The organism is Microbacterium sp. X-17, assembly GCF_039615055.1.
Genome location: NZ_JBDHNI010000001.1, coordinates 677,756 through 703,452 on the forward strand (window position 1 = coordinate 677,756; position 25,697 = coordinate 703,452).

30 protein-coding genes and 2 tRNA genes are annotated in these 25,697 nt (G+C 67.9%); 14 read left to right on the plus strand and 18 right to left on the minus strand.

Features of this window, described 5'->3' with window-relative positions:
* Positions 1–69: 69 nt before the first annotated feature.
* The gene (locus ABCS02_RS03250) at positions 70–612 is read right to left on the minus strand and encodes a hypothetical protein (protein ID WP_345834166.1); all 543 of its coding nucleotides are present in this window, start codon (positions 610–612) and stop codon (positions 70–72) included.
* A 201-nt stretch (positions 613–813) separates the two neighbouring features.
* On the opposite strand from ABCS02_RS03250, the gene ABCS02_RS03255 reads away from it, so the two are divergent.
* A complete protein-coding gene (locus ABCS02_RS03255; RefSeq protein ID WP_345834167.1) occupies positions 814–2,265 on the plus strand; it encodes a cytosine permease in 1,452 nt (483 codons plus the stop codon).
* The gene (locus tag ABCS02_RS03260; protein WP_345834168.1) at positions 2,262–2,732 is read left to right on the plus strand and encodes a nucleoside deaminase; all 471 of its coding nucleotides are present in this window, start codon (positions 2,262–2,264) and stop codon (positions 2,730–2,732) included. The genes ABCS02_RS03255 and ABCS02_RS03260 overlap by 4 nt, the downstream gene beginning before the upstream one ends.
* Positions 2,733–2,810: 78 nt before the next feature.
* Here the strand turns inward: ABCS02_RS03260 and ABCS02_RS03265 are convergent, their stop codons facing one another.
* Together ABCS02_RS03265 and ABCS02_RS03270 are read right to left on the minus strand one after the other, a co-directional pair.
* Positions 2,811–3,077, minus strand: a complete 267-nt coding sequence (locus tag ABCS02_RS03265) for a Txe/YoeB family addiction module toxin (RefSeq protein WP_345834169.1) — start codon at positions 3,075–3,077, stop codon at positions 2,811–2,813.
* A complete protein-coding gene (locus ABCS02_RS03270) occupies positions 3,070–3,318 on the minus strand; it encodes a type II toxin-antitoxin system prevent-host-death family antitoxin (RefSeq protein ID WP_345834170.1) in 249 nt (82 codons plus the stop codon). The genes ABCS02_RS03265 and ABCS02_RS03270 overlap by 8 nt, the downstream gene beginning before the upstream one ends.
* A 92-nt stretch (positions 3,319–3,410) precedes the next feature.
* Here ABCS02_RS03270 and ABCS02_RS03275 point away from each other — a divergent pair, with 92 nt between their 5' ends.
* Positions 3,411–3,794, plus strand: a complete 384-nt coding sequence (locus ABCS02_RS03275; RefSeq protein WP_345834171.1) for a hypothetical protein — start codon at positions 3,411–3,413, stop codon at positions 3,792–3,794.
* A gap of 9 nt (positions 3,795–3,803) precedes the next feature.
* Here the strand turns inward: ABCS02_RS03275 and ABCS02_RS03280 are convergent.
* Positions 3,804–3,867, minus strand: a tRNA-Lys gene (locus tag ABCS02_RS03280).
* A 402-nt stretch (positions 3,868–4,269) separates the two neighbouring features.
* On the opposite strand from ABCS02_RS03280, the gene ABCS02_RS03285 reads away from it, so the two are divergent.
* Both ABCS02_RS03285 and ABCS02_RS03290 read left to right on the plus strand, forming a co-directional pair.
* Complete coding sequence (locus ABCS02_RS03285) at positions 4,270–4,539, plus strand: hypothetical protein (protein WP_345834172.1); 270 nt, start codon at positions 4,270–4,272, stop codon at positions 4,537–4,539.
* Positions 4,540–4,579: 40 nt separating this feature from the next.
* Complete coding sequence (locus ABCS02_RS03290; protein ID WP_345834173.1) at positions 4,580–5,395, plus strand: hypothetical protein; 816 nt, start codon at positions 4,580–4,582, stop codon at positions 5,393–5,395.
* Positions 5,396–5,955: 560 nt separating this feature from the next.
* On the opposite strand, the gene ABCS02_RS03295 is transcribed toward ABCS02_RS03290, so the two are convergent.
* Together ABCS02_RS03295 and ABCS02_RS03300 are read right to left on the minus strand one after the other, a co-directional pair.
* Entirely contained in the window at positions 5,956–6,222 is a 267-nt protein-coding gene (locus ABCS02_RS03295; protein ID WP_345834174.1) for a Txe/YoeB family addiction module toxin, read from the minus strand.
* On the minus strand, positions 6,215–6,463 hold the full coding sequence (locus ABCS02_RS03300) for a type II toxin-antitoxin system prevent-host-death family antitoxin (RefSeq protein WP_345834175.1): 249 nt from the start codon (positions 6,461–6,463) through the stop codon (positions 6,215–6,217). The genes ABCS02_RS03295 and ABCS02_RS03300 overlap by 8 nt, the downstream gene beginning before the upstream one ends.
* A 66-nt stretch (positions 6,464–6,529) precedes the next feature.
* On the opposite strand from ABCS02_RS03300, the gene ABCS02_RS03305 reads away from it, so the two are divergent.
* Both ABCS02_RS03305 and ABCS02_RS03310 read left to right on the plus strand, forming a co-directional pair.
* On the plus strand, positions 6,530–6,850 hold the full coding sequence (locus ABCS02_RS03305) for a hypothetical protein (RefSeq protein ID WP_345834176.1): 321 nt from the start codon (positions 6,530–6,532) through the stop codon (positions 6,848–6,850).
* 663 nt (positions 6,851–7,513) lie between these two features.
* The gene (locus tag ABCS02_RS03310; protein ID WP_345834177.1) at positions 7,514–7,777 is read left to right on the plus strand and encodes a hypothetical protein; all 264 of its coding nucleotides are present in this window, start codon (positions 7,514–7,516) and stop codon (positions 7,775–7,777) included.
* Positions 7,778–7,923: 146 nt separating this feature from the next.
* Here the strand turns inward: ABCS02_RS03310 and ABCS02_RS03315 are convergent, their stop codons facing one another.
* Complete coding sequence (locus ABCS02_RS03315; protein ID WP_345834178.1) at positions 7,924–8,325, minus strand: hypothetical protein; 402 nt, start codon at positions 8,323–8,325, stop codon at positions 7,924–7,926.
* A gap of 436 nt (positions 8,326–8,761) precedes the next feature.
* Here ABCS02_RS03315 and ABCS02_RS03320 point away from each other — a divergent pair, with 436 nt between their 5' ends.
* Positions 8,762–9,922, plus strand: a complete 1,161-nt coding sequence (locus ABCS02_RS03320) for a tyrosine-type recombinase/integrase (RefSeq protein ID WP_345834179.1) — start codon at positions 8,762–8,764, stop codon at positions 9,920–9,922.
* A gap of 9 nt (positions 9,923–9,931) precedes the next feature.
* Here ABCS02_RS03320 and ABCS02_RS03325 read toward each other — a convergent pair.
* Positions 9,932–10,004 (minus strand) — tRNA-Lys (locus tag ABCS02_RS03325).
* A gap of 57 nt (positions 10,005–10,061) precedes the next feature.
* Between ABCS02_RS03325 and ABCS02_RS03330 the strand changes: the two genes are divergently transcribed.
* The 3 genes from ABCS02_RS03330 to ABCS02_RS03340 all read left to right on the plus strand — a co-directional run bounded on the left by ABCS02_RS03330 (position 10,062) and on the right by ABCS02_RS03340 (position 12,285).
* Positions 10,062–10,691 (plus strand): DNA-directed RNA polymerase subunit beta, encoded by a 630-nt coding sequence (locus ABCS02_RS03330; RefSeq protein WP_345834180.1) that lies wholly within the window; start codon positions 10,062–10,064, stop codon positions 10,689–10,691.
* A gap of 263 nt (positions 10,692–10,954) precedes the next feature.
* Entirely contained in the window at positions 10,955–11,518 is a 564-nt protein-coding gene (gene sigK / locus ABCS02_RS03335; RefSeq protein WP_345834181.1) for an ECF RNA polymerase sigma factor SigK, read from the plus strand.
* A complete protein-coding gene (locus tag ABCS02_RS03340; RefSeq protein ID WP_345834182.1) occupies positions 11,515–12,285 on the plus strand; it encodes an anti-sigma factor in 771 nt (256 codons plus the stop codon). Before sigK ends, ABCS02_RS03340 begins: the two co-directional genes overlap by 4 nt.
* A 75-nt stretch (positions 12,286–12,360) precedes the next feature.
* Here the strand turns inward: ABCS02_RS03340 and pstB are convergent, their stop codons facing one another.
* The 9 genes from pstB to ABCS02_RS03385 form a co-directional block, all read right to left on the minus strand.
* A complete protein-coding gene (gene pstB, locus ABCS02_RS03345; protein WP_345834183.1) occupies positions 12,361–13,140 on the minus strand; it encodes a phosphate ABC transporter ATP-binding protein PstB in 780 nt (259 codons plus the stop codon).
* A 48-nt stretch (positions 13,141–13,188) separates the two neighbouring features.
* Complete coding sequence (gene pstA / locus ABCS02_RS03350) at positions 13,189–14,286, minus strand: phosphate ABC transporter permease PstA (RefSeq protein ID WP_345834184.1); 1,098 nt, start codon at positions 14,284–14,286, stop codon at positions 13,189–13,191.
* Complete coding sequence (gene pstC / locus ABCS02_RS03355; protein WP_345834185.1) at positions 14,286–15,233, minus strand: phosphate ABC transporter permease subunit PstC; 948 nt, start codon at positions 15,231–15,233, stop codon at positions 14,286–14,288. Before pstC ends, pstA begins: the two co-directional genes overlap by 1 nt.
* A gap of 94 nt (positions 15,234–15,327) precedes the next feature.
* Positions 15,328–16,422, minus strand: a complete 1,095-nt coding sequence (gene pstS / locus ABCS02_RS03360) for a phosphate ABC transporter substrate-binding protein PstS (RefSeq protein ID WP_345834186.1) — start codon at positions 16,420–16,422, stop codon at positions 15,328–15,330.
* A 163-nt stretch (positions 16,423–16,585) separates the two neighbouring features.
* On the minus strand, positions 16,586–17,446 hold the full coding sequence (locus ABCS02_RS03365; protein WP_345834187.1) for a L,D-transpeptidase family protein: 861 nt from the start codon (positions 17,444–17,446) through the stop codon (positions 16,586–16,588).
* A 68-nt stretch (positions 17,447–17,514) separates the two neighbouring features.
* Complete coding sequence (locus ABCS02_RS03370; protein WP_345834188.1) at positions 17,515–18,297, minus strand: hypothetical protein; 783 nt, start codon at positions 18,295–18,297, stop codon at positions 17,515–17,517.
* 100 nt (positions 18,298–18,397) lie between these two features.
* Positions 18,398–19,336, minus strand: a complete 939-nt coding sequence (locus tag ABCS02_RS03375; RefSeq protein ID WP_345834189.1) for an NUDIX domain-containing protein — start codon at positions 19,334–19,336, stop codon at positions 18,398–18,400.
* A complete protein-coding gene (locus ABCS02_RS03380; protein ID WP_345834190.1) occupies positions 19,333–21,546 on the minus strand; it encodes an RNA degradosome polyphosphate kinase in 2,214 nt (737 codons plus the stop codon). The genes ABCS02_RS03375 and ABCS02_RS03380 overlap by 4 nt, the downstream gene beginning before the upstream one ends.
* Before the next feature lie 109 nt (positions 21,547–21,655).
* A complete protein-coding gene (locus ABCS02_RS03385) occupies positions 21,656–22,348 on the minus strand; it encodes a response regulator transcription factor (RefSeq protein ID WP_345834191.1) in 693 nt (230 codons plus the stop codon).
* A gap of 114 nt (positions 22,349–22,462) precedes the next feature.
* On the opposite strand from ABCS02_RS03385, the gene ABCS02_RS03390 reads away from it, so the two are divergent.
* From ABCS02_RS03390 to ABCS02_RS03400, 3 genes are all read left to right on the plus strand, one after another.
* On the plus strand, positions 22,463–22,804 hold the full coding sequence (locus ABCS02_RS03390) for a hypothetical protein (protein ID WP_345834192.1): 342 nt from the start codon (positions 22,463–22,465) through the stop codon (positions 22,802–22,804).
* 126 nt (positions 22,805–22,930) lie between these two features.
* Positions 22,931–23,527, plus strand: coding sequence for an FABP family protein (locus tag ABCS02_RS03395; protein ID WP_345834193.1), 597 nt, complete (start codon positions 22,931–22,933; stop codon positions 23,525–23,527).
* Between the two features lies 1 nt (position 23,528).
* Positions 23,529–24,641 (plus strand): glycine cleavage T C-terminal barrel domain-containing protein, encoded by a 1,113-nt coding sequence (locus ABCS02_RS03400; protein WP_345834194.1) that lies wholly within the window; start codon positions 23,529–23,531, stop codon positions 24,639–24,641.
* A 212-nt stretch (positions 24,642–24,853) separates the two neighbouring features.
* Here the strand turns inward: ABCS02_RS03400 and ABCS02_RS03405 are convergent, their stop codons facing one another.
* Positions 24,854–25,687 carry a class I SAM-dependent methyltransferase gene (locus ABCS02_RS03405; protein WP_345834195.1) on the minus strand — a complete coding sequence of 278 codons (834 nt, stop codon included), beginning with the start codon at positions 25,685–25,687 and terminating at the stop codon, positions 24,854–24,856.
* Positions 25,688–25,697 lie beyond the last annotated feature (10 nt).

Sequence of the window (25,697 nt, forward strand, 5' to 3'; positions counted from 1 at the left end):
CGGGCGCTTCGGCCCGCCCCGGGCCCCCGGCGCGGTGCTGCGGGGCCCCCCCCCCGCGACTCTCTCAGGTCAGCGACCCAGCATCCCGCTGGTCCCGTTGAGGCCCTTGAGCGCGTCGCTCACAGCGCTGTTGACCGAGTCGGTCACCGACGCGCCGAGGTTGCTCAGCGAGGCGCCGGTCGTGTCGCCGGAGCCCACAGGAGCCGAGACTCCGGTGCCGTTGCCGGCCGACGTGTCGTTGCCCGAGCCGACCGGGGCGGTGTTGCCGCTCGCGACCGGGGTCGAGTCGTTGCTGCCGACCGAGTTGCCGTTCGCCTGGTTGCCGCTGGCGACCGGGTCGCCGCTCGCGACCGGGCCGACGGTGTTGCCGCTGGCGACAGGGCCCTGGACGACGGGGCCGACCGTGACCGGAGCGGAGACGCTGTGCAGGATGTCCGACACGCTCAGGTAATCGAGCGTGTGCGGCGCCACGGCCGTGGTCGTGGTGGGTGCGGTGTCGGTGTTGTCGTTCGTCTCCGCGTTCGCCGGAAGGGCGAGACCTCCCACGATCAGACCGGAGGCGACCACAGCCGCTCCGCCCAGGATCCCGACGCGCTTGGTGACGTTGTTCATTCCGAACTCCCTTGCGTTGCGCGGCCGGAATGGTTCCGGCCGTCAGGAGTGGTCCGGAGGCATCGCTGAATCGGATTGGATGGACGTCCCCGACGCCGGGGGAGCCCGAGATAATTGCCCTTTGTAAACAGCATGTGACGTTTCGCGCCGGAGACGGCATCCGACCCCTGCGGAGTCTGTGGATTACGTATGCTCGCACGCATGACGCGAACGCCGCAGGTCGGCATTGAACCCGTAGAGACCCGTCGCCCCAGCGCCACCGCCATCGAAAGCGGCGGCATCGAGGCGATCCCGCCGGAGCGACGGCACGGTTCGCCCTGGCAGCTGTTCGCCACGTGGACGGCGCCGAACCTCGAGTTCGCCACGATCTTCGTCGGCGTGATCGCGGTGGCGTTCTTCGGGCTCGGCTTCTGGCAGGCCATGACAGCGCTCGTGTTCGGCACCGCGCTCGGCGCGCTCACCCAGGGCATCCTCTCGACGTGGGGCCCGCGGGAGGGCCTCGCTCAGATGGTCATCGGCCGCACGGCGTTCGGGAGCCGGGGCAACATCCTCCCGTCGGCGCTGAACACGGTGATGGCCGGTCTCGGCTGGTTCGCCGTCAACTCGGTCAGCGGCGCGTTCGCCCTCACGACGCTCACCGGCATGCCGGCGGTGGTGTCGCTGCTGATGGTCGTCGTCGTCGAGGTGGTCGTGGCCTTCATCGGCCACGATCTCGTCCAGCTGTTCGAGCGGTACGCCACCTACATCCTCGGCGCTATCTTCCTCGTCGCCACCGTCACGGTGTTCCTGCACGCGAACCTCGGCGCTCCGGTCAAGGGAGGCGGGTTCAGCTTCGCAGGCTGGACGCTCACGGCCGCGGCCGCGTTCGGCTACGCAGCCGGCTGGAACCCGTACGCCTCCGACTACAGCCGCTACCTCCCGGCCGACGCCAGCCGTCGTGCGATCGGCTGGGCGGCCGGCCTCGGCAACTTCGTCAGCTGCGTCGTCCTGATGGCGGCGGGCGCCGCGGCCGCTACCATCGCCGGGTTCAACCCGGACGACCCGACGGCGTCGTTCACGGCCTCCATGCCGGTCGTCATCCGCGACCTCACACTGCTGGCGATCGCCATCGGGGCCATCGCGGCGAACGCGCTCAACATCTACTCGGGAGCGATGTCCTTCCTCGCTGCCGGCATCCGGATCCCGTTCGCCTGGCGTCGCGCGATCGTCGCGCTCGGTTTCGGCGTCATCGGCTTCTTCATCGCCTGGAGCGCGCTGCCGGACGCAGGGGCGAAGTACGAGAACTTCCTGCTGGTCATCGCCTACTGGATCGCACCCTGGCTCGGCGTCGTGCTGACGGACCGGCTGCTCCGCCGCGGCACGGAGATCGCCAGCCTGGTCACCAGCCACGCGAAGTACCGCAACCCGGCGGGGTGGATCTCGCTGGTGGTCGCGGGTGGCGTGTCGATCCTGCTGTTCTCCAACCAGCCCTTCTACACCGGACCCGTCGCGACGGCGCTCCCGATCGGCGACCTGACCCCGCTCGTCGGGTTTGTTCTCGCGGCGATCCTCTACGCCGTCCTGTTCCGCGCCTTCCGCGTGGCCCTCGGCGCGCCGCTGGCTGAGGAGCCCACGGTGATCGTCGGCGTCGACGCCGCCGACGAGGTGGCGTGAGCGCCGACGAGGCCCGCGTCTACACCACCGACGCGGAGAAGCTCGCGGTGGCCGCCGCGGAGTCCCAGCGGGGCGCGGCCGAGGGCGGCATCCCGATCGGCGCGGCGCTCTTCGACGGCGAGGGGAGGCTGCTCGGCAGCGGCCACAACCGGCGCGTTCAGGACGGCGACGCGTCCATGCACGCAGAGACCAACGCGTTCCGCAACGCCGGCCGGCAGCGCAGCTACCGCGACACGGTCATGGTCACGACCCTCTCGCCCTGCTGGTACTGCTCCGGCCTGGTGAAGCAGTTCGGCATCGGCCGTGTCGTGGTCGGCGACGACCGCAGCTTCCTCGGCGGACAGGGCTGGCTGGCCGGCCACGGCGTCGACGTCACGGTGGTCAACGACGCGGGACTGATCCGCACGATGCGGGACTTCATCGAGGCGAATCCTGAATTGTGGAACGAGGACATCGGGGAGGACTGATAAGGGTGCGTCGCTTGGCAAGGCGAACGGCACGTGCGTTTCGCGAGGCGCTAGCAACCGGGCCCCGAGGTGGCTCGGTCAGTAGTGGTATCGCGCCTGCAGGATGATCACGTAGGCATCGTCCACCAAGTACACGAGCCGGTTTGCCTCATCAATTCGTCGCGACCACGCGCCCGCCAGCGCGTGCTTCAACGGTTCCGGTTTCCCGACGCCCTCAAACGGGTCGTCTCGCAGGATGTCCTCGATCAGCAGGTTGATCCGCTTGAGCGTCCGCCGGTCCTGGCCCTGCCAGTAGAGGTAGTCCTCCCAGCCGCCTTCCGTCCAGGCGAGCTTGCGGTCACTCACTGGTCAGGTCGTGCTCGTGGATGTCTCCCGCGCGTGCGCTCTCGATGGCGTCGATGAGGCGTCGTGCGTTCTTGGGCGAGCGCAGCAAGTAGGTGGTCTCGAGCAGCGCGTCGTACTCGTCCCTCGACATCAGCACGGCAGAGCCGCGCTTGGACGTGATCTCGACCTCGGTCTGGTCGAGGTTGACGCGTTCGATGAGTCCGAACAGGTCTTTGCGGGCCTCGCTTGCTGTGATGGCCATGGTTCCTCCAAAGTGGTACGGGATATCGTACCACTTAGAGCAATGGGTGAGTAGCCACTGAGAAGAGCGGCGCCGCAAGGTACGCTCAACAAATGGAGGCCGTATTCGCCAGCAACGGCGACGTTCCCCAGATCAGCACGGACGCCGTCCAGTATTGGGTCCGATTGTGGACGCCACCGACCGCCGGCCGATCTCCGTGGTTCGTCGATGAATGGCAGGTTTCAGGGGCACCGGACGTGCTTGCAGTCGTTGACTGGGCTCACAAACGAACGAGTGCGGGCGGCAGCTTCGAGGTTTTTGTCGAGCACGTGGATCATGAGCTTCAGAGCGGATCTGAGGTTGTCCCGGTCAAACGACACATTCGTGTCTACGGGGCACCGGCGGAGAGCGGTGGCGTGACCGAGTACGTCACATTCACCGCAAACTCCGAAATCGCGGATCCCGAATCCACCGCCGATGGTCGTGAATCCCCGTGACTCACTGGGTGGGCCCCGTGGGGCTCGAACCCACGACCCGCGGATTAAAAGTCCGCTCGGGTTCCGCGCCAGGGTAGCCACTGCTCAGAGAATCCGCGGAATTCCGCGCTTGTGGAACCCATTGAGATCACGATGACCTCAGGTGATCTCATACAGGTGTGGGCAAAGTGTGGGCAGAAGATCTGCATTCCAACCTCATAATCGTGATCCAGGGAACTGGTTCTGACGCTGGCTGATGTGCGTGGCGCAGTTGACGCTGGCGCATTCGTGAGCGCCAAGTGCCGACACGCAATCGGTTGTACAAACAGAAGTCGGGCAGACCATCCATCGCAACGACTGCGGTCGCGCCGTGCAGCCATGTGGATTTTGGTTATTGACATAAAGCAAGTTCCTCGAAAGCATGAGCGAGCGCTGGGTAGCACCAGCGTCCCCGCCCCCGCCAAACCCGTGACTGATTCAGCAGTGAAGGTGAACAGTGACTATTTCGGCATGGAAAAAGCTCTACCCAGCAGCGACGCTAGCCGCCGCAGGCATCGTCCTCTTGTCGGGCGCGCAGAGCGCGACGGCGTCGAGCACGCCCGCACCCAACGCTACGCAGTCGTTCCAATCGGCGGTTCCGAACGCCGCAAGGCAGCTCGGCATCTCTGGGCGTCTTTCGATGTGGTACGTCAAGGATGGAAAGATCCACGTGGGCCTCTCCTCCGTCGAGGGCGGAGACGCCGCAAAGCTTGCCGCGAAGTTGTGATCCTGTCGTTGTGGAACAACAGGATCAGTGGACATCGGCAGTGAAGTACACGCCCACTACGCCCTCCGCAGGCGTCGTGATGCACTCGCCGAGCAATCGCTTGTCGCCGTCGACAACAGCTGCGCCGCGCACCGCCGCAGCTCCGCTGACGTTGACCGCGAATGATGCCCCACCTTTCCGAGATTTCGGAACGCCCTGGTGGGGCGGCGATCGCATCACGAACTACCAAACGATCGGCGGGGTCAGCTACAACATCCAGTGCACCGTCACTACCGAGTACGGTTCCTACATGATGAGCGCTGGACACTGCGGTCCGACAGGGGTCCTCTGGTATCAGGGCTACTATGACGGCGCTAACATCCAGTCAAACGGAACAATGGGTACTGTCCAGACTGTGCAATGGGGGAACAATCGGACGGACAGTGAGCTCATCAGCGGCTCGACGTACGACGCTCACGTCTATACGGCAACAAGCTCCGGAACCTCAGCCGTAGCCGTAACAGGAGCAGCCACAGTCGCTCCCGGAATGTCAGTCTGTACGGACGGATCGTTCACCGGCTATGTCTGTGGCGCGACTGTCGGCGAAACAAACGCTTGCGTGAACATCAGCGACATGGGCACGGTTTACAACGTCTGCGGACTAGACATCGCGCAAAACCCGAACGCTGTCATCGTCCAGCAGGGCGATAGCGGCGGGGCCGTCCTTGCGAACGTGGGAACCGATCCGACTCTCGGAAGCATCGCCAAAATCGCAGGAACCATCAGCGCGGAAGCGAATAACGGCCATCAGGTCTCCTTCGCCGACATCGGCTACCAACGCCAGATCTTCGGGGTCTCACCGACGCTGGCCCACTGACGATGAACTCATCAAAGCGACTGTCCAGCGCTCTCTTCGTAGCGGCCTGCCTGTTGCTCACCTTGGCCGGTTGCGCCGCAACCGGCCAAGGCGGTACCCAATCCGCCGAGCCTCCAACAACGGCGTCTGCAGCGCCCGATACGCTCCTCCCCGTCGATACCTCCAAAATGGCGCGGCCACCGCTCGTACCCTGGGTGCTGATTCGTGTGGATGATGCGAACGGTCGGGTCTACCTTTCGGCCGCGTCTACAGAGGAATGCGTGATCCCCAGGAGAGTCCACATCGCGGCGACCAGCTCGGCTATCACGATCGCCGTAGAGGGCGAACGCGAAAGCAGCCCGTGCACCGCGCAGAAGCTGTCGCTGGCCGGATACGTCGAGGTGCCAGGCGGGCTGCAGGGGCGAAAGGTTGTTGCTGCTTCTACGTGAGTGGAGCCTTGAGCTGACACGCTGGACCGCTCGCGATCCTCAGCGACCGCAACACCGAGCGTTAGGAGATCACTGCCTTTGACGTTGGCCCCCACCGCCTAGGCTGCGGCTGGAACGCTGGAAATTGGGAGGTCAGTAGTGATAACGCGCTTGCAGGATGATCACGTAGGTGTCATCTACGAGGTACACGACGCGATTGGCTTCATCGATGCGTCTAGACCACGCCCCAGCCAGCGCATGCTTTAGCGGTTCAGGCTTGCCGACGCCCTCGAATGGGTCGTCGCGCATGATGTCTTCGATCAGCAGGTTGATCCGCTTGAGCGTTCGCCGGTCCTGGCCCTGCCAGTAGAGGTAGTCCTCCCAGCCGCCGGCGGTCCAGGCGAGCTTGCGGTCACTCACTGGTCAGGTCGTGCTCGGTGATGTCTCCGGTGCGGGCGCTCTCGATGGCGTCGATGAGGCGGCGCGCGTTCTTGGGGGAGCGCAGGAGGTAGGCGGTCTCGAGCAGCGAGTCATACTCGTCCTTGGACATCAGGACGGCCGAGCCGCGCTTGGACGTGATCTCTACTTCGGTCTGGTCGAGGTTGACGCGTTCGATGAGGCCGAACAGGTCGCTGCGAGCCTCGCTTGCTGTGATGGCCATGATTCCTCCAAGTTGTACAAGATATGGTACCACTGTGTTTCCATTCCAGGCAGTACGATTCGGTAGGTGAGCGACGCGAAGCGCCAGACCGGGCTGGCCCGCCCAGGCATGTGGCTTGCGCGAGTCGTGGTGCCACCGGCGCATCTCGATGCGTGGGGAATGATATGGAGGCTGGTCGTTCGCTGGACGGCCACGATCATCATGACGGCCGTAGCTGCGTTCGCCGTTTGGGCAGCCGTGAAATCGCCGCAGAACTCTGAGTGGCTTGACCTCGGCATCGCGATCTCTGGGTGGGTATATAGCGTCCTGCTAACGGTCGGAGTGACAGTCGCCATAAGCCGTATGCGGCGCAACCGGCGCTCGACGAAGCGAATGTCCGTCGGCTAGTTTGCCAGTTGTCATTTCGCTCTTGTCAGCGTGAGCGTTTGCTTAGGGCTTGCCGACTGAGCCCCGTACGCGCTGCTAGCGAGTTCCAGCTTTCCCCGACGTCGCGAAGCTGGACGATCAGAGCGTCGCGTTCGGTCAGAGCGGTGTCCTGTTCGGCGCGGAGTCGATCGATGGTCCGCGAGACGTCATGCAGTCTTTTGAGGGCGTCGGCGCGCGTGCGCCACTTAGCATCGAGCTCTGACATCGCGTCGGCGGCGTGCTGCTGTGCGGCCTCACGATCACGGTCTTCAGCGTGCCGAACAGCGGCGGCATCGTGTGCTTTGCGCTGCCGTGCGTAGGACGCTTCGTGTCGGCTTGCCTTGCCCGAGTTGCCCCGATTTGGCATGCAACCTGGTTTACACGCGACCCCTGTCATTCATTGGGCTGCCGAAAGGGTTCACCTAAAGTGCCTACGTGCATTGCTCTTGGCTTCTATCTCTCTTGGCTTGGAGACTCCTCTTTGTTTCTGTTCTGCTGTTCCTTCGTCCTTGGTCTCGTCTGGCCTCTGGTTTCTCTTCTTTGTCTTCGTCTCTCTGGTCAGGCTTGTTCTCGCCCGAATCAAGTCCCTGCCCTGTAGATTCGTGTCCGCTCCGAAGGGCTCCACCGTTGCGCTAGGTTCGCAACATGAGTGCAGCCCGCCGGGACAGAGCCAGGCGAGTCTGGCTAATCATCTTCTTGGCCCCTGCAGTCATCCTCACTCCGCTGATCGGGTACGTCGGTCCCGCGAAGGTATTCGGGGCCAACCCGTTCGCATGGTTCGCCGGTCTCGCCTATTTGGCTGCCGTGGCCGCGTACCTGATTACCGACTACCTGCTCCACAAACCAAAGCCCTCGAAACCACCGGCGCCGGGCGGCGGTCGCCATGCGGCTCCTGAGAGCAAGGAGTAAGACACCCGACCGTGCCGCACGAGGCATCCTCGCGCGCTGAGTGACCGCGTTATGGGTGCAGCTCCGCTGCATCGTGGAGCGGCGCGCAGCGCTCTTGACGCGGTTAAGCTGCGCGATTTCTCCCAGTGCCGCTCACACGCGGTCCATCATTGAGGCGCCCCGGCCTTCTTGGCCTCTCTGACCCACTCGCGAAGCATGCTGAGCTGCTTGTTGTTGTACTGCGTCACGTTTTGGACGGGGTGCGGTTTCGACCACAGGGCGCTCAGCGGGGTGATCAATCTGAGCCCGGATCGCGTGTGCCAATGGATGGACGAGTAGTCACCGGTAACACGGTCGACCTGTCGCAAGGGGATGCGGCGCGACCACAACATTCCGGTGACGATGACTCGATCGCCGTGTCGTCGGATCCCCGCGAACAGCACCCATCGGGCTGCGACGTAAAGGCTCGCCAAAATGAAGACGGCGGCAACGGTTACGCCGCCGGCGTTGAAGTTCTGTTGCAGGGCGGCGATAAATGAGATCGAGACGACCCCTGTGGGCAGGAGCACGCCGAGTCGCGGTAGCCAGTGAGGGTGAATGCGCGCTGCCGACACAGCGTCCGGCGGGGCTCCTCGGCTGCTTACATCCACGTTGCGAAGCTATCGCAATCGAGAGTCGTCAAGTGGAAATGGGCGACGTATTCGAGATCCGAATTCCTCGACCGCCCCGCCCAAGGCATCCTCGCGCGCTGAGAGACCGAGTCAAGGGTGCAGCTCCGCTGCATCGCGGAGCGACGCGCAGCGCCCTTGACACGGTCTCTCAACACGCCATCATCGGGCGTCGGGGCGGACCAGAAAGCTGTGTGATTCCTGCCAAGGGTTGGGTCTGCGCGCGGAATCCAACACGAAACGACAACTTGTAAGTGAGGGGCGAGTTCCGGCGCGCTCCTCCGCGAGCCGCGGAGTGTCGGTGCACGGTTGGAGACTCGAGTCTGGGGTGAGGTCGATGGGGAGCATAAGCGCTTACGAGACCGTCGCTGGGCGGCGCTACCGGGTCCGTTATCGGACGCCAGGTCACCAGCAGACCGACAAGCGCGGTTTCCGCACCAAGCGCGACGCCGAGTTGTACCTCGCATCGCTGGAGCTGGCCAAGGCGCGAGGCGATTATGTGCCGGCCGCCCGCGCCGGCGTGAACTTCGAGACCTGGAGCGAGAAGTGGATCGACTCGCTCGTGCAAGTGAAGCCGAGCACTCTGCAGGGCTACGTCTCCATCACTCGCGGCCGTCTACAGCCGCGGTGGGGCTCGACGCCGTTGAACGCGATCACGCACTCGGACATCCAGTCCTGGATCTCGGACGAGAACAGCCGCGTCGGCGCTCGCACTGTCCGCTCGTACCATCGCGTCTTCTCGATGATCCTGAAGTACGCGGTTCGCGACGGTCGCCTCGGTCGTAATCCTGCAGACGGCATCCGGCTGCCCCGTATCCGGCCGAAGAAGCATCCTTACCTCACCCATGCCCAACTGCACGAGTTGGCCGCTCTGTGCGGCTCAGAAGGCCTTGTGGTGCTGTTCCTGGGCTACACCGGCCTCCGCTGGGGTGAACTCGCGGCGTTGGAGTGCCGGAACGTCGACTTCGACCGCCGGCGCGTCCAGGTCGATCGGGCTGTGGTCGAACTCACAGACGGGCGGTTGGTCTATGGCTCGCCGAAGAACCACCAGCGGCGCAGCGTGCCGTTCCCATCGTTCCTAACCGACCAGTTGCGGGCCCTCGTCGCGTCAAAGGGTTCACGCGACCTGCTCTTCACGTCGCCCTACGGCCGACCGCTCCGCGTCAACAACTGGAAGCGCAAAGCCTTCGACAAGGCCGCCGACACCCTGGCCGACAACCACCCCGACTTGCTGCGCCCGACTGTCCACGACCTCCGCCACAGCGCCGCGAGCCTCGCGATCTCGGCGGGCGCCAACGTCAAAGCCGTGCAGCGGATGCTCGGCCACGCCTCGGCGGCAATGACCCTCGACGTCTACGCCGATCTCTTCGACGATGACCTGGATGCCGTTGGAGACGCATTGAGCCGTCTTGGCTCTCCAGAAGTTGTGGGCAAAGTGTGGGCAAATCCTGAAATCGCGGCTTCCGAATCTGCCGCCGATGGGCTTGGATCCCTGTGATTCACTGGGTGGGCCCCGTGGGGCTCGAACCCACGACCCGCGGATTAAAAGTCCGATGCTCTACCGACTGAGCTAGAGGCCCTCGTCGTCTAATCTAGCGTGGATTCCGCACCTCCCCGTGCCGGGGCAGAATGGGGGGATGCCGGACCGCTATCACAAGCCAACGCTGTTTCCCGGGGGGATGTTCGAGGCCTTTCTCGGTGGGGACGATCCCGCACAGATCAGCAAAGTCGCCCACGAGACCGCCCAGGCGCTGCTCGCGCGCGTCCGCGAGGACCCCGATCCGGAGATCGTGGACCGGCTCGTCGCCTATACCGACGAGCACGGCATCGACGCGATCGCCGAGTTGTGGGCGCGGTCCAACCCGAAGAGCCTGCCCGGCGCGCTGTGGCGGATCTACCTGCTGCGGCTGCTGATCCGGCAGGACGCCGAGGGGACCGCGCTGCTGTACCAGCGCGGCACGGAGGTCATCGCCTCCATCGACCCCGTGGTCGCGGGCGCGCCGACGCCGGCCGGGCCGGGGGAGGTGACGGAGCTCGCCGACCGCATCCTCCGCGGGGTGTTCGAGGGCGACTTCGCGGTCGCGCTCGACCGGGCTGCCGCGTTCTGCCGGGTGACGGCGGCGGGATGCGTCTCCGTGGCCGACGACAGGGATGCGCTCGACCCGGAGCGGGCGAGCGAGCTGACCACGCGTGCGCTCCGTTTCACTCGCACCGCCGAGGAGCTGACGACCTGCGCCCGGCTGTGGCGCACCGACTCGCTCGACTGAGCGGAGACCCGGAGACCGGCCTCGTATTCCCGTCGGCCGTTCTCTCCCTGCGAACGCCACGCCGTGAAGCCAGCTTCGGCCTCCTGTATGCTTGACGAAGCCGGACCGCAGTAACCCCGGGCTCCAATACTTGCCGCTTCGAGCGGCCTCGCGCCGAGAGGCGTTCTGCGGTCCGGCTCTTTCATGCCTGCGGTGAACGATTTCACCACAGGGGAGGGCTACAGTCGAAGGCGTCAGCGGCCCAGACGAGCGGAGATCGAAGAGTGGACGACGCCCCCGCGGTGGAGCAGCTCGACGACCTCCTGCTGCGTGTCGCAGAGGGCGACCAGCAGGCGTTCTCCGACTTCTACGACCACACGGCCTCGCGCGTGCTCGGCCTGATCCGGCGCCTCCTGATCGACGCCGCGCAGTCCGAGGAGGTCGCCCAGGAGGTCTTCCTGGAGGCGTGGCAATCCGCTCGGCGCTTCGATCCGAATAAGGGCAGAGCGCTCACCTGGCTCCTCACGATGGCGCACAGGAGGGCGATCGACCGCATCCGCGCGTCCCAGGCCTCTCACGACCGGGACACCGCCGTCGGCATCCGCGACCTGCCGACGGCATTCGACGTGGTGGCGGAGACGGTGGAGGTCCGGGTGGAGCACGAGCGAGTGGAGGAGGCGATGGCGAAGTTGAGCGAGGCGCAGCGTCAGGCCGTCGCGCTCGCGTACTACGGCGGGCTCACCCAGAGCGAGCTCGCGGCCGAGCTCGGCATCCCCCTCGGCACAGCCAAAACCCGGTTGCGGGATGCGATGATACGCCTGCGCGACGAACTGGGGGTGACACCATGAGCGACGAGAACCGCGACGCCGTGGACCCCGCGCGCCTCGGCGCCCGCCTCGGTGCGGACAACGCCCGGGAGGCGCAGGACTTCGAGGACATCGCAGCCCAGCTCGCGCTCGCGTCCGACCCCGTGGAGCCGCCCTCGGCGCTGAAGGCCGCGCTGTTCGCGCGGATCGCCGAGACGCCGCAACTCGCCTCGGAGGAGGACGCGGCAACGCTGGTTCCCGTGGCGGCCCAGGCGGCACCGAGCACCGCAGCGCCGAGCACCGCAGCACCGGCGCCCACCCCCGCCGAGGCCCGCGCCGCCCGTCGCTGGTTCCAGCGACCCGGAGCGATCCTCGCCTCCGCGGCAGCCGCCGTCGTCCTCTTCATCGCCGGCGCCTTCGTCGGCGTCAGCCTCTCCGGAACCGACTCCTACCAGCAGCAGCAGTCCAGCGCTCTGGCCGCCCTCAACGCCGCCCCGGACACGCAGCGCAGCTCCGCCCCCATCGCCGGCGGCGGCACGGCGACGCTCGTCTGGTCGGCCCGGCTCGGCCAGTCCGCGATCGTCGCCACCGACCTCCCGCAGCTCGCCGACGGCAAGACCTATGAGCTCTGGTACATCCGCGACGGCGCCGCCACCCCCGCGGGTACGATGGACTCCGCCGGTCACGTCGCGACCTGGCGCGTCCTCACCGGCACGATGACGCCCGGCGACACCATCGGCATGACCGTCGAGCCCAGCGGAGGCTCGAAGCAGCCGACGACGAAGCCGATCGTCGCCATCAACTCCTGAGCCGACCCGATCGCACGGCACAATGCAGCGAGGCCCACGGGACATCCCGTGGGCCTCGCTCATGCCGTGCTCGGATCAACCGAAGCGGCCGGAGACGTAGTCCTCGGTGGCCTGCTCGGTCGGGTTCGAGAAGATCATGTTGGTGTCGTTGTACTCGATGAGCTTGCCCGGCTTGCCGGTGCCCGCGATGTTGAAGAACGCGGTGCGGTCGGAGACGCGAGAGGCCTGCTGCATGTTGTGGGTGACGATCACGATCGTGTAGTCGTTCTTGAGCTCCTCGATCAGGTCCTCGATCGCGAGGGTGGAGATCGGGTCGAGCGCCGAGCACGGCTCGTCCATCAGGAGCACGTCGGGGGAGACCGCGATGGCGCGCGCGATGCACAGGCGCTGCTGCTGGCCGCCCGACAGGCCCGAGCCCGGGAGGTTGAGGCGGTCCTTGACCTCGTTCCACAGGTTGGCGCCCTGCAGCGACTTCTCCACCAGGTCGTCCGACTCGCTCTTCGACATGCGCCGGTTGTTGAGCTTGACGCCGGCGAGCACGTTGTCGCGGATGCTCATGGTCGGGAACGGGTTGGGGCGCTGGAAGACCATGCCCACCTGGCGGCGCACGAGCACCGGGTCGACGCCCGCGCCGTAGAGGTTGTTGCCGTCGATCAGCACCTCGCCGTCGACGTACGCGCCGGGGATGACCTCGTGCATGCGGTTCAGCGTCCGGAGGAACGTCGACTTGCCGCAGCCCGACGGGCCGATGAAGGCGGTCACCGTGCGCGGCTCGATGGTGAGCGACACGCCCTCCACGGCGAGGAACTTGCTGTAGTACACGTTGAGGTCGTTGACTTCGATGCGCTTGGACACGTTTTTCCTTGTCTGCGTTCTTCGGGTTGAAGCTGTGGAGTGGCGCGGTCAGCGGCCGTACTTGGGGGCGAAGGCCTTCGCGACGATCCGGCCGATGAGGTTCAGGAGCATGACGATGATGATCAGCGTGAGCGCACCGGTCCAGGCGCGGTCGACGGAGGCCTGCGCGTGCAGGCCGGCCGCCTGCGTGTACTGGGTGTACACGAACACCGGCAGCGTCATCATGCGGTCGTTGAAGAGGTCGTAGTTCATGCTGGTGGTGAAGCCGGCCACGATCAGCAGCGGCGCGGTCTCGCCGATCACACGGGCGATGGCGAGCATGACGCCAGTGACGAGTCCAGCGAGCGACGTCGGCAGAACGACCTTGAGCACGGTCAGCCACTTCGGCACGCCGAGGGCGAGGGAGGCCTCCCGCAGCTCGTTGGGGACGATCCGCAGGATCTCCTCGCTCGAGCGCACGACGACCGGGATCATCAGCACGGACAGGGCCACCGACCCCATGAAGCCGTTGCGGATGGCCGGCCCGAAGAAGAGCGCGAACAGAGCGTAGGCGAACAGACCGGCGACGATCGACGGGATGCCGGTCATGACGTCCACGAAGAAGGTGATGCCGCGGGCCAGGACGCCCCGGCCGTACTCGACGAGGTAGATCGAGGTGAGGAGGCCGATCGGCACCGAGATGACCGCCGCCATGAGCGTGATCTCCAGCGTGCCGACGATCGCGTGGAGCGCGCCGCCGCCCTCGCCGATGACGTTGCGCATCGACTCCGAGAAGAAGGCCACGTCGAAGCGCGCAAGGCCCTGGGCGACGACCGTCCAGCCGAGCGAGATGAGGGGCAGGAGCGCGATGATGAACGCGGTCGCGACGAGCGAGGTGACCAGCCGGTCCTTGGCCTTGCGGTTGCCCTCCACCAGCAGCGACGTGGAGTAGATCGCGATGTCGAACAGCACGGTGCCGAAGAAGACCGCCCCGACGATGTTGAAGCCCTTGGTGGCGCCGCTGGCCGCGAGCATCGCGAACACGGCGATGAGCACGGCCCAGGAGCCGACGAGCATCACCCACGGGGTCCAGCGCGGCAGCTTGCCCGCGGTGTACGAGTTGGTCAGCGGCCGGGGTGCGGCGGTCGCGGTGGTGGTGGCGGCCATCAGTTCGCTCCAGAGAAGGCCGCACGGCGGCTGACGATGTAACGGGCGAGCATGTTGATCAGCAGGGTCACGACGAACAGCACGAGGCCGGAGGCGATGAGCGCGTTGACGCCGACGCCGGTGGCCTCCGGGAACTGCAGCGCGATGTTCGCGGCGATCGTGTTCGGGCTCTGCGCCTGCAGCACGGCGAACTTCACAATGAGCGCGGGCGAGAGCACCATCGCGATCGCGAGCGTCTCGCCGAGCGCGCGGCCGAGGCCGAGCATGATCGCGGAGACGATGCCGCTGCGGGCGAAGGGGAGGACCGCCATGCGGACCATCTCCCACTTCGTGGCGCCGAGTGCCAGCGCCGCCTCCTCGTGCAGACGCGGGGTCTGCAGGAAGATCTCGCGGCAGATCGCCGTCATGATCGGGATGACCATCACGGCGAGCACGATGGCGGCGGTGAGGATGGTGCGCCCGGTGCCGGAGATCGGCGGCGCGAAGAGCGGGAACCAGCCGAGGTACTGGCCGAGCCAGGCGTAGAACGGCTGGACGAAGGAGGAGAGCGTCGCGATGCCCCAGAGGCCGAAGACGACCGACGGGACGGCGGCGAGCAGGTCGATGATGTAGCCGAGGGTCTGCGCCACGCGGCGGGGCGCGTAGTGCGAGATGAAGAGGGCGATGCCGATCGACAGCGGCGTGGCGATGATGAGCGCGATGAGCGCGGCCCAGATGGTGCCGAAGACCAGCGACCAGACCCACGCCCAGAAGTTGGTGGCGTTGTTGGGGAGCTGGCCGGCTCCGGCGCTCAGAGCGGGGATGCTCTGGATGATGAGGAAGAGCGCGACGGCGGCGAGGGTGGCGAGGATCAGCGACCCGGCCACGACGGTCGAGGTGGAGAAGACGCGGTCGCCGAGGCGGACTTTCGCCTTCGGCCTGATGGCTCCTGCGGTTCCGGCGGTCATTTGTTGCTTTCTCTCATCGGGTCCCCGTCGGGGGTGAGTGTGATGCGCCGCTCGGCCTGGACCGGGGTGCGGTCCAGGCCGAGCGGCCGGGGTGTTACTTGATGCTGGCGACAGCCTTGCTGACCTTGGAGGACAGGTCGCTCGAGAGCGGAGCCGAGCCGGCCTGGTCGGCCGCGGCCTTCTGCGCGTCGCTGCTGATGATGTAGTCGACGTAGCCCTTGACCAGGTCCGCCTTGGCGGCGTCCTTGTACTGCTGGCACGCGATCACGTAGGAGACCAGGACGAGCGGCCAGGCGCCCTTGCTGGTGTCCTTGCGGTTGATCTGGATGGCCAGGTCGTTGGTCTCGCGGCCCGAGGCGATCGGGGAGGCGGCGACGACCTTGGCCGCACCGTCCGCGCTGATCTTCTCGTAGTTGTCGCCGACCTTGAGCTGGGCGATGGACAGACCGGCCGAGCCGGACTCGTCGATGTAGGTGATCGAGTTCTTCGCGTTCTTGGTGGCGTCCGCGACACCCGAAGTGCCCTTGGCGGCGTCACCGACCTGGAACGGGAAGGTCTGCGCGGCGGGAGCGGTCCACACGGTGGGAGCGTTCGCCGCGAGGTACTCGGTGAAGTTCTGCGTGGTGCCCGAGTCGTCCGAGCGGTGCACGACGGTGATCGGCGCGGACGGGAGCGTGGCGCCCGAGTTCTGCGACTTGATCTTCGCGTCGTCCCAGGTGGTGATCTTGCCCGAGAAGATGCCGGCGATCGTGTCGGCGTCGAGCTTGAGGTCCTTCACGCCGTCCACGTTGTACGCGATGGCGATCGGGGAGATGTAGACGGGGAGGTCGATGCCCTTGGCGCCCGCGGCGCAGCCGGCGAACGTGCTGGCGAGCTCCTCGGTCTTGAGCGCGGCGTCCGAGCCGGCGAAGTCGGCGGCACCCGAGATGAAGCTCTTGCGGCCGGCGCCCGAGCCCTGCGGGTCGTAGTTGACGGTGACCTTCGGGTTGGCCTGCTGGAAGCCGGCGGCCCAGACGGTCTGCGCGGCGCCCTGGGCGGACGAGCCGATGCCGTTCAGCGTGCCGGAGAGGTTCGACGGCTTGGCCGTGGTGGTCGCCGGGGTGCTGCCCTCGTTCGACGCACAGGCGGTGAGGGAGATGGCGGCGGCGGCGAGAAGTGCCACGGGAACGCCAAGACGCTTCAGTTTCACAGTTGTCCCTTCCGGGGATCAGTAACAACAGGACGGGGTCGGTGCGACCCGCGTGTGACGCTATTCCCGGTGTCTGACCAGAGTCCCCCGCAGTGGTAAACGGAAGGTTAACGACCGGTGGCCTCTTGATACGCACGCATGGGCTCCGCGCCCGTCCGCCCCGTCAGTCCTGGACCGTGATCGGCGTTCCGAGCGGCAGCCGGTCGACCGCCGCGATCCCTTCGCCGCCCATCCGGATGCAGCCGTGGGAGACCGCTCCGGACGCCACATCCTGATAGTGGATGCCGATGAGGCCGCCGTCCGCCCCGCCGTACGGCTCGTCGGCGGCCGTCGCGTGCAACGAGGTGAGCTGGATGCGGTGGACCGCCTGGCCCTGTGCGGGATCGAGGTAGCGCGCCTGCAGGTAACCGGTCGTGCCGGTCGGCGTCGGCGTCTCGGCGGTCCCCACGCCGACGGGGAAGGTCTGCTCCGCCTTCCCATCCGCGTCGGTGATCGTGAGCGTCTGTGCCGACACGGACACGACGACGCGGTGGGCGAGTGGGGCAGGCGTTCCGAGCGCCGCGGTGGGCAGCCAGGCGGCGGTCTGGGCCGGGGCGGTCGCGCCGTCGCCGGCCTGCGAGGGGAGGAGCTGACGGCTGGCCGTCAGCACCATCGACCAGCCGCCTTTCGTCTCGACGGGCACGACCACGGTCGGCTTGCCGAGGAAGTCCTTGGCGGGGATGCGCGCGACGGCGGTGGTGAAGTCCGCGCCGTAGACCGGGGCGTCGAACGCGACCGTGGACACGTGGGTGATCCGGGGATCGGCCGGGGCGGCGAGGAGGCCGGGGATGACCGCGTCGTACACCGCGGCGGGGAGTGCGGCGATGGCCGATGGCGTCAGCCCGGGCGGGAGGGCGGGTCCGGTGGCCTCGGGGGTGCGGGAGGAGGTCGGGGTGATGGTCGCGGCGGGCGTGCCGGGCGCGCACGCGGACAGGGCGGCGATGGTGAGGACTGCGGCTCCGGCCGCGGTGAGGATGCGTTTCATGCTGTGCTCCGACGAGAAGCGGGGTGGACGCCGAACGCGTCCACCCCGCTGCGAGGTTGTGTCGGCTCTCAGCCGCTCACGACGGGCAGCTTGCCCGCGGTGGTGGTGCCCGGTGTGGGGACGGGCGCCGGAGCGGGCTCTCCGGGGGTGACCTCGATCGGCTCACCGGTGACGGTGATCGTGATGGAGTTGGCCACGCCCGAGGTCTCGCCCGTGAGGGTGAACTCGATCTGGCCTGCCTCGGCGGTGCCCTGCGCGAGGAAGAGCGCAGCGTCGACGCTTCCGCTGCGGTCGGCCTCAAAGGTCATGGCCGGAAGTGTCTCGCCGTTGTAGACGGTCGACAGCGTGACGGTCTCACCGGGGGTGTATCCCGCCGCGGTGATCCTGATCCCGGCGTCCCGGTTGGTCAGATCCTCCGTCGAGATCGTCGTGGTGTTCGCGGAAATGCCCTTGGGCGCGCGCACGTCGAGCGTCATCGTGTTGGAGGTGTCGCCGTCCGTCGAGGTGGCGTTCACGACGACATCCTCGCCGTCCGCGGGCAGCGGGAGGCTGGCGGTCGGCGTGAAGACCTCGTTCGCGAATGCGCCGGTGGCGTCCGCCGTGACGTCCTGCTGGCCGAGGACGGTCCCTCCGTCGGTGTAGCTCACGGTGATGGTGACGGTGGTGTCGGCTGTGAAGCCGGAGCCCGACACGTCGAGACCGGTTCCCCAGTCGCCGGCGGTGAACGTCGAGTTCGCGAGCGTGATGTCGCCGGTGGCGGCGTTGGCCGGCGCGGCGACGAAGAGTCCGCCGACGACGGCGGCAGCGGCTGCGGCGCTGAGCGTCAGGCGCGTTCGAGTGGTAGAGAGCATGCTTCCCCTTGGTTGGTACGGCCATCCCAACTGGGATGACCGTGCCAATCTAGCGCCTGACTCTGAACGATCTCAAATAAACATCAGTATTTCACTGAGTTCACTCCACGGCGGGCGCGTACGTCTCGATGGAGACGATCCCCGACGACGGGTTGGTCGCCGAGAGGTGCACGACCGAGAACCCTCCGGTGTCGAGGTCGGCCGCCTCGGTGAGGTAGCCGCCGGGCATCGTGCCCGTGGCCAGCGCTATCTCGCGCAGGATCTCCGGCAGGACCGGTCCGTGGCTGCACAGTACGGCGGTCTTGCGCGAGCGCACGCGCTTGCCGATGATCGTGCGCACGTCGCCGTCGCCGTCCTCGTAGGCGTCCTGGCTGATGCCGGGCTCACGGCGCGGCTTGACGCCGGTCGCGGCGGCGAGCGGCGCGACCGTCGCGACGCAGCGCACCGCGTCGCTGGTGACGATGCGCCGAGGCTGCCACGCGAGCAGGCTCGCCACAGCGCCGGCCGCCTGCTTGACGCCGCGGTCGGTGAGCGGGCGGGAGGCGTCGGGGCCGGCCCACGCGCCCCGCGGCTCGGCCTTGCCGTGGCGGAGCGCGATGAGGGCGAACGTCGAGGTGACGCCCTGACGCACCAGAGACTCGAACGCGTCGATGATCTCCACGTCGCGCTCATAGGTGAGGTAGCTGCGCGCCTTCTTCAGCGTGACCCACTCGATCGCCGCGATCTCGGTGTTCGGGACGAACGTCGAGCGCTCGATCGCGTGGTCGACAACCTCCGCCGCCCAGTAGTGGACGATCTTCTCCCGCCCGGAGCTCAGCGGGTACGCCGAGGTGCCGAGCGGGACGCCGAGCGTGACGGCGAGCCCGGTCTCCTCCAGGATCTCGCGCACCGCCGTCTGCGGCAGCGTCTCGCCCGGGTCGACCTTTCCCTTCGGGATGGTCACATCGCCGTACTTGGTGCGGTGCACGACGAGCACCACGATCTTGTCGTCCACGACGCGCCAGCAGAGGGCGCCCGCGGCGTAGACGGCGAGGCTCACCGCCTGGTTCCCGTGCGGGCCGAGCGCGGACGGTGGGCGGCCTGCTGCTGCAGCTTGGTCTGAAGGTCGGTGAGCGGCGCGCCGTTCTCGTCCAGGTGGTGCCGGGTCCAGACGCCGTCCTCCGCGAGCGTCCACGCCGCCGTGCGCTCGTCGAACGCGAGGTCGAACAGGCGGTCGAGCTCGGCGAGGTGCTCGGGGTCGGCGAGGCGCACCAGCGCCTCCACGCGGCGGTCGAGGTTGCGGTGCATCATGTCCGCGCTGCCGATGTAGACGTGCGGGTCGCCGTCGTTCACGAACGAGAACACGCGCGAGTGCTCCAGGTAGCGCCCGAGCACCGAGCGCACCCGGATGTTCTCGGAGAGCCCCTCGCGTCCCGGCACGAGGCCGCAGATTCCGCGGACCCAGAGCTCGACCGGCACGCCGGCCTGGCTGGCGCGGTAGAGCGCGTCGATGATCGCCTCGTCCACGATCGAGTTGAGCTTGATGCGGATGCCGGATGGTTTGCCCGCCGCCGCGTTCGCCGCCTCGGTGTCGATGCGCTTGAGCAGTCCCTTGCGGAGGTGCAGGGGAGCGACCAGGAGGCGCTTGAACTTCTTCTCGATCGCGTAACCGGACAGCTCGTTGAAGAGCCGGGTGAGGTCTTTGCCCACCTGGTCGTCGGCGGTCAGCAGGCCGAGGTCCTCGTAGATGCGGGACGTCTTGGGGTTGTAGTTGCCCGTGCCGATGTGGCTGTAGTGCTTGAGGACGCCCTTCTCCTCGCGGATGACCAGCGCGAGCTTGCAGTGCGTCTTGAGCCCCACCAGCCCGTAGACGACGTGCACACCGGCCTTCTCGAGCTTGCGCGCCCAGGAGATGTTGTTCTGTTCGTCGAAGCGCGCCTTGATCTCGACCAGCGCCAGCACCTGCTTGCCGGCCTCCGCCGCGTCGATCAGCGCCTCGACGATCGGGCTGTCGCCCGACGTGCGGTACAGCGTCTGCTTGATGGCGAGCACGTGCGGATCGGCGGCCGCCTGCTCCAGGAACGCCTGCACGCTCGTCGCGAACGACTCGTACGGGTGGTGCAGCAGGATGTCCTGCCGCGCGACCGCGGCGAAGACGTCCGGCTTGGCGTTCGGCTCGCTCGGCATGAGCTGCGGCGCCGTGGTCGGCACGTGGTTGGGGTAGTGGAGGTCGGGCCGGTCGATGCGCGCCAGGTCGAACAGGCCGCCGAGGTCGAGCGGCGCGGGGAGGCGGTAGACCTCCTGCTCGGTGACGTCGAGCTCGCGGACGAGCAGGCCGAGCGTGACGTCGTCCATGTCGTCGGTGACCTCCAGCCGGATGGGCGGGCCGAACCGGCGGCGCAGCAGCTCGCGCTCCAGCGCCTGGATGAGGTTCTCGGTCTCGTCCTCGTCGATCTCGACGTCCTCGTTGCGCGTGACGCGGAAGACGTGGTGGTCGAGGATCTCCATGCCGGGGAAGAGGTCGCCGAGGTGGTTGGCGATCAGGTCCTCCAGACGAAGGAAGCGCACCTGCCCGAGCCCTTCGCGCGCGTCGATGCGCACGAAGCGCGGCAGCATCTGCGGCACCTTCAGGCGTGCGAACTGCTCCTTGCCCGTGCGCGAGTTGCGCACGCGGATCGAGAGGTTCAGCGACAGCCCGGAGATATAGGGGAACGGGTGCGCAGGATCGACGGCCAACGGCATCAGCACCGGGAAGATCTGCTGCGAGAACACCTCGCGCATCTGCACCTTGTCGGCGTCGTCGAGCTCGTCCCACGACGAGACCGTGATGCCGGCGTCCTCCAGCGCGGGCAGCACCAGCTCGCGGTAGGCCTTTGCGTGCCGAACCTGCAGCTCGTGGGCCTTCTCGGAGATGTCGGCCAGGACGTCCTGCGGCGCGCGGCCGACGTTCGTGGGCACGGCCAGCCCGGTCGCGATGCGGCGCTTGAGGCCGGCGACCCTGACCATGAAGAACTCGTCCAGGTTGCTGGCGAAGATCGCGAGGAAGTTGGCCCGCTCCAGCACCGGCAGCAGCGGGTCCTCCGCGAGCTCCAGCACGCGCTGGTTGAACGCCAGCCAGCTCAGCTCCCGGTCGAGGTAGCGGTTGTCGGGGAGAGTCGGGTCCGGCTCGTAGATGAAGGGGGCGAAATCGTCGTCGAAGTCGCTGCCCAGGCTGCCGCTCAGCCCGTTGTCGAGTAGGCCGTTCTCCAGTGCCGTGCGCTCGCCGTCCATGCCCCCATCATGGCACCGCGCGCCCGGCCGGCGGCACGGGGTTCGGTTAACCGTGGAGAAACGGCCGTCCGGTCGGATCGTGGAGGACAACCTCCGCACCGGGAGAACGTCAGGGCCGCACCGACGACGGCAGCCGGTCGTTCTCGTCCTCGTACACGTTGAAGCGGTAGCCCACGTTGCGGACCGTCCCGATCAGCGACTCCAGGTCGCCGAGCTTGGCGCGCAGCCTCCGCACGTGGACGTCGACCGTGCGGGTGCCGCCGAAGTAGTCGTAGCCCCACACCTCGCTCAGCAACTGCTCGCGCGTGAACACCCGCGACGGGTGCGTGGCGAAGAACCGCAGCAGCTCGAACTCCTTGAAGGTGAGGTCGAGCGCCTTGCCGTGCGCCTTGGCCGAGTAGCTCGCCTCGTCGATGGTGATGCCGGACGCCTGGATCTTCGTCTGCGAGTGCTCCTGCGTCTGCCGGCCGATCGCCAGCCGGATGCGCGCGTCCACTTCCGCCGGCCCGGCGCTGTCGAGCACCACGTCGTTGACGCCCCAGTCGGCGCTCACCGCGGTGAGGCCGCCCTCCGTGAGCACCAGCAGCAGCGGGACCGTGATGCCGGTCGTGGTCAGGATCTTGCACAGCGACTTCGCGCTCGCCAGGTCGCGCCGGGCGTCGACGAAGATGAGGTCGCAGGCGGGGGCGTTGACCAGGGAGGCCGGCTCGGCGGGGATCTGCCGGACGCGGTGACTGAGGAGGCCGAGAGCCGGGAGCACGTCCGCGTCGGGGGCGGACGTGAGGATCAACAGCTGCGCCACCCAGTATCCTCCTCGCCCGTCTTCGTGCGGCAATGCTACCGGAAACGCTTACGGCGGCAGATCGCGTCGTCATCGGGGGACGCGGCGGCCGCCCGCGCACGGCACAATAGGGGGATGAGCGAGACGCCGTCCGACCCGGGCCTTCTCGGTCCCGCCGCCGCGGCGGGGCCGCCTCCCGAGCCGATGCCGCGCTCGATGGTCGCGCTGAGCGTCGGCGGGGTGTGGGCGCTCGCGCTCGTGCTCGGCGTGCTCATCGCCTTCCTCTCCCACCCGATCCAGTACGCGTCCTGGCTGTCGCTCGCGCTGGGCGTGTGCGTGCTCGCGTCCTTCGGAGCCCAGCTCGCCACCCAGCGCAAGGACGGCTTCGTCAACCGGCTGGCGACGACGCTGACCGGGAGTTTCGTCATCCTCGGCGTCATCGGGGGCATCCTCGGCCTCGTCACGCTCGGGCACTGATTAGACTGGCCCTATGCTCGTCGCTCTCGAACTCTTCTTCATCGGCCTGCTGGGTCTGGCCACGCTCGCGATCCTCGGTGTCTCCGGCGTGGTCGTCTACAACCTCTTCCGCGGCCAGCGCTAGGCATGATCGAGCTCCCCACCGACCTTCCGGCCGAACTCGTCCCGCTCTCCTGGCTGATCGGGGTCTGGGAGGGGAGCGGCGTGGTCGACTACGCCGTCGGCGAGGAGCACACCCAGCTCGAGTTCGGCCAGCGGGTGAGCTTCAGCCACGACGGCGAGGCCTACCTCAACTACTCCGCGACCTCCTGGGTGCTCGATGAGGACCGCACCCCGCTCGCCGCGGAGACCGGCTACTGGCGGCTCAGCCGCACACTGGTCGAGGGCGACCCGGGCCCCGCGATGCTGCCGGGGCAGGGCACGCGGCCGTTCGGCACCGCGCAGGCCGTCGAGACCCTGCGCGCCTCCAGCGGCGGCTTCGACATCGACGTGGCGATCATCCACCCGGACGGCGTGAGCGAGCTCTACATCGGCCAGGTGAACGGCCCGCGCATCGACCTGGCGACGGACGCCGTCGTGCGCACGGCCGGCGCAAAGGAGTACAGCGCGGCGACCCGGCTCTACGGGCTCGTGGAGGGTCACCTCCTGTGGGCCTGGGACATCGCGGCGCTCGGCCAGGAGCTGCGCACGCATGCCTCCGCCCGGCTCGCCAAGGTGGACTGACATGGACGCCTCGCCCTTCCTCTCGCTCCCCGGCGCGGTGGACATCGCCGACAGCGGAGTCCCCTCGCACTACGGCAACCCGCTCGCGGAACAGCGCGCCCTGCTCGACGGCGGCGCGATCGTCGACCTGTCCGACCGCGCGGTGCTGTCGATCACCGGCCCGGACCGGCTGAGCTGGCTCAATTCGTTGACCAGCCAGTCGCTGCTCGGCCTGCAACCGGGGGAGTCCTCCGAGACCCTGCTGCTCGACGTCACCGGCCGCGTGGAGCACGCCGTGCGCCTGATCGAGGACGGCTCGACGCTGTGGCTGCTGGTCGACCGGCCCGAGGCCACCGGCCTCCTCGCCTGGCTGGACTCCATGCGCTTCATGCTCCGCGTCGAGCTGGCCGACCACACCGAGACGTTCGCGACGATCGGGACGCTCGGCGAGCCTCCGCTGCCGATCGCCGCCCCGAACGGCGTCCCGCTGATCTGGCACGACCCCTGGCACGCGGTGACCCCCGGCGGCCACCAGTACGCGCGCGGCGAGCACCCCGGCGCGAGCTGGAGCTGGAGCGAGCGGGTCGTGCCGCGCGACGCGCTCCCGTCGATCGTGGCCCGCGTGGAGTCCGGGGAGCTGACCGTCGCCGGCACGCTCGCGGCCGACGCCCTGCGGATCGCCGCCTGGCGCCCGCGCTTCGCCACCGAGGTGGACGAGCGCACCATCCCGCACGAGCTCGACTGGCTGCGCACGGCCGTCCACCTCACGAAGGGCTGCTACCGCGGCCAGGAGACGGTCGCCAAGGTGCACAACCTCGGTCACCCGCCGCGCCGCCTCGTGATGCTGCACCTCGACGGCTCGGAGGGGGTCCACCCCGCCCGCGGCGCCGAGGTCACGCTCGACGGACGCCTGGTCGGCACCGTCACGTCCTCCGCCCTGCACTACGAGCTCGGCCCGATCGCCCTCGCCATCGTCAAGCGCGGCACCGACCCCGCAGCCACCCTCACCGTGGACGCCGACGGCACCCCCGTCGCCGCCGCCCAGGAGGTCGTCGTCCCGCCCGAGGCCGGCGCCGAGGCCCACGTCCCCCACCTCCCGCGCCTCGGCGCCGTCACTCGAACCCCGCGCACCTAACCCGCGGCCAACGGAGGACATCCGCCCGGCCGTGCCTCCGGATGTCAGCTACCGGAGGACATCCACCCCTCCCCGCACCCGATCTCCTCCGTTACCCACGCCCCGTCGCTCCACTGCCGCGGCGCTAACGGAGGACATCCGCGGCCCGGCCGAGCAGATATCCTCCGTTACCCGACATTCAGGGGCACGGCGGAGCGGATCTCCTCCGCTGGCTACACGGGCGCGACGGCCTCCCACCGCACCGTGAGCTCCCCGAGCCGCCACCGCGACCGCCCGCCGACCACCGGCCACCCCGCGTCGCGCATCCCCTGCGCCACCGCCATCCACCGCTGTTTCGGTCCGTACGCGGCGAGCGGGGAGTGGACCCGCCAGAGCCGGTCCAGGTCCGCGAGGTAGGCGTGCACGCCCTCGCCGGGGATGTTGCGGTGGATGAGCGCCTTGGGCAGCCGCTCGGCCACGACGCTCGGCGCATCCAGCCCGCGCAGCCGCAGCGAGACGGTGAAGGTCTGCGGTCCGGTCCTGTCGAGCGTGACCCAGCTCGCGACCCGGCCGATCTCGTCGCAGGTGCCCTCCACGAGCGCGCCGCCGAGCTGCAGGCGGCCGAGCATGCGCTCCCAGGCGGGTGCGACCTCCGACTCGTCGTACTGCCGCAGCACGTTGAACGCGCGGATCACCGCCGCGTGCCGCCCCGGCAGCGGGACCTCGAAGCCGCCGACCGCGAAGCCCACGCGCGCCTGGGGGTCGAATCCGGCGCTCCCCGCTCGCACCTCCTCCAACTGGGCGAGGGCCGTCCGTACCCGTCCCGGGTCGATCTCCAGCCCCAGGACCTCGACGTCGGGCCGCACCTTCGCCAGCCGGTGCTGGAGCTCGAAGGCCGTCACGCCGCTCGCGCCGTAGCCGAGGTCGACCACGATCGGGTCCCCCGTGCGGCGCAGTTCGGGCAGCGCCGCGATCCAGCGGTCCACCCTCCTCAGCCGGTTCGTATTCGTCGTCCCGCGGGTGACGGTGCCGACCACCGAGCCGGCGCGGGAGGACATGGAGGGCATGTGACAAGAT

Excerpts from the sequence above, each read along its gene's own strand:
- ABCS02_RS03255 (WP_345834167.1), top strand. The coding sequence starts at position 814 with ATGACGCGAACGCCGCAGGTCGGCATTGAACCCGTAGAGACCCGTCGC.
- ABCS02_RS03300 (WP_345834175.1), bottom strand. The coding sequence starts at position 6,463 with ATGGCCATCACAGCAAGCGAGGCTCGCAGCGACCTGTTCGGCCTCATC.
- ABCS02_RS03310 (WP_345834177.1), top strand. The coding sequence starts at position 7,514 with ATGAGTGCAGCCCGCCGGGACAGAGCCAGGCGAGTCTGGCTAATCATC.
- ABCS02_RS03250 (WP_345834166.1), bottom strand. The coding sequence starts at position 612 with ATGAACAACGTCACCAAGCGCGTCGGGATCCTGGGCGGAGCGGCTGTG.
- ABCS02_RS03380 (WP_345834190.1), bottom strand. The coding sequence starts at position 21,546 with ATGGACGGCGAGCGCACGGCACTGGAGAACGGCCTACTCGACAACGGG.
- ABCS02_RS03400 (WP_345834194.1), top strand. The coding sequence starts at position 23,529 with ATGGACGCCTCGCCCTTCCTCTCGCTCCCCGGCGCGGTGGACATCGCC.
- ABCS02_RS03340 (WP_345834182.1), top strand. The coding sequence starts at position 11,515 with ATGAGCGACGAGAACCGCGACGCCGTGGACCCCGCGCGCCTCGGCGCC.
- ABCS02_RS03330 (WP_345834180.1), top strand. The coding sequence starts at position 10,062 with ATGCCGGACCGCTATCACAAGCCAACGCTGTTTCCCGGGGGGATGTTC.
- ABCS02_RS03390 (WP_345834192.1), top strand. The coding sequence starts at position 22,463 with ATGAGCGAGACGCCGTCCGACCCGGGCCTTCTCGGTCCCGCCGCCGCG.
- ABCS02_RS03405 (WP_345834195.1), bottom strand. The coding sequence starts at position 25,687 with ATGCCCTCCATGTCCTCCCGCGCCGGCTCGGTGGTCGGCACCGTCACC.
- ABCS02_RS03275 (WP_345834171.1), top strand. The coding sequence starts at position 3,411 with ATGGAGGCCGTATTCGCCAGCAACGGCGACGTTCCCCAGATCAGCACG.
- pstA (WP_345834184.1), bottom strand. The coding sequence starts at position 14,286 with ATGGCCGCCACCACCACCGCGACCGCCGCACCCCGGCCGCTGACCAAC.
- pstC (WP_345834185.1), bottom strand. The coding sequence starts at position 15,233 with ATGACCGCCGGAACCGCAGGAGCCATCAGGCCGAAGGCGAAAGTCCGC.
- ABCS02_RS03395 (WP_345834193.1), top strand. The coding sequence starts at position 22,931 with ATGATCGAGCTCCCCACCGACCTTCCGGCCGAACTCGTCCCGCTCTCC.
- ABCS02_RS03270 (WP_345834170.1), bottom strand. The coding sequence starts at position 3,318 with ATGGCCATCACAGCAAGCGAGGCCCGCAAAGACCTGTTCGGACTCATC.
- ABCS02_RS03320 (WP_345834179.1), top strand. The coding sequence starts at position 8,762 with ATGGGGAGCATAAGCGCTTACGAGACCGTCGCTGGGCGGCGCTACCGG.
- ABCS02_RS03365 (WP_345834187.1), bottom strand. The coding sequence starts at position 17,446 with ATGAAACGCATCCTCACCGCGGCCGGAGCCGCAGTCCTCACCATCGCC.
- ABCS02_RS03370 (WP_345834188.1), bottom strand. The coding sequence starts at position 18,297 with ATGCTCTCTACCACTCGAACGCGCCTGACGCTCAGCGCCGCAGCCGCT.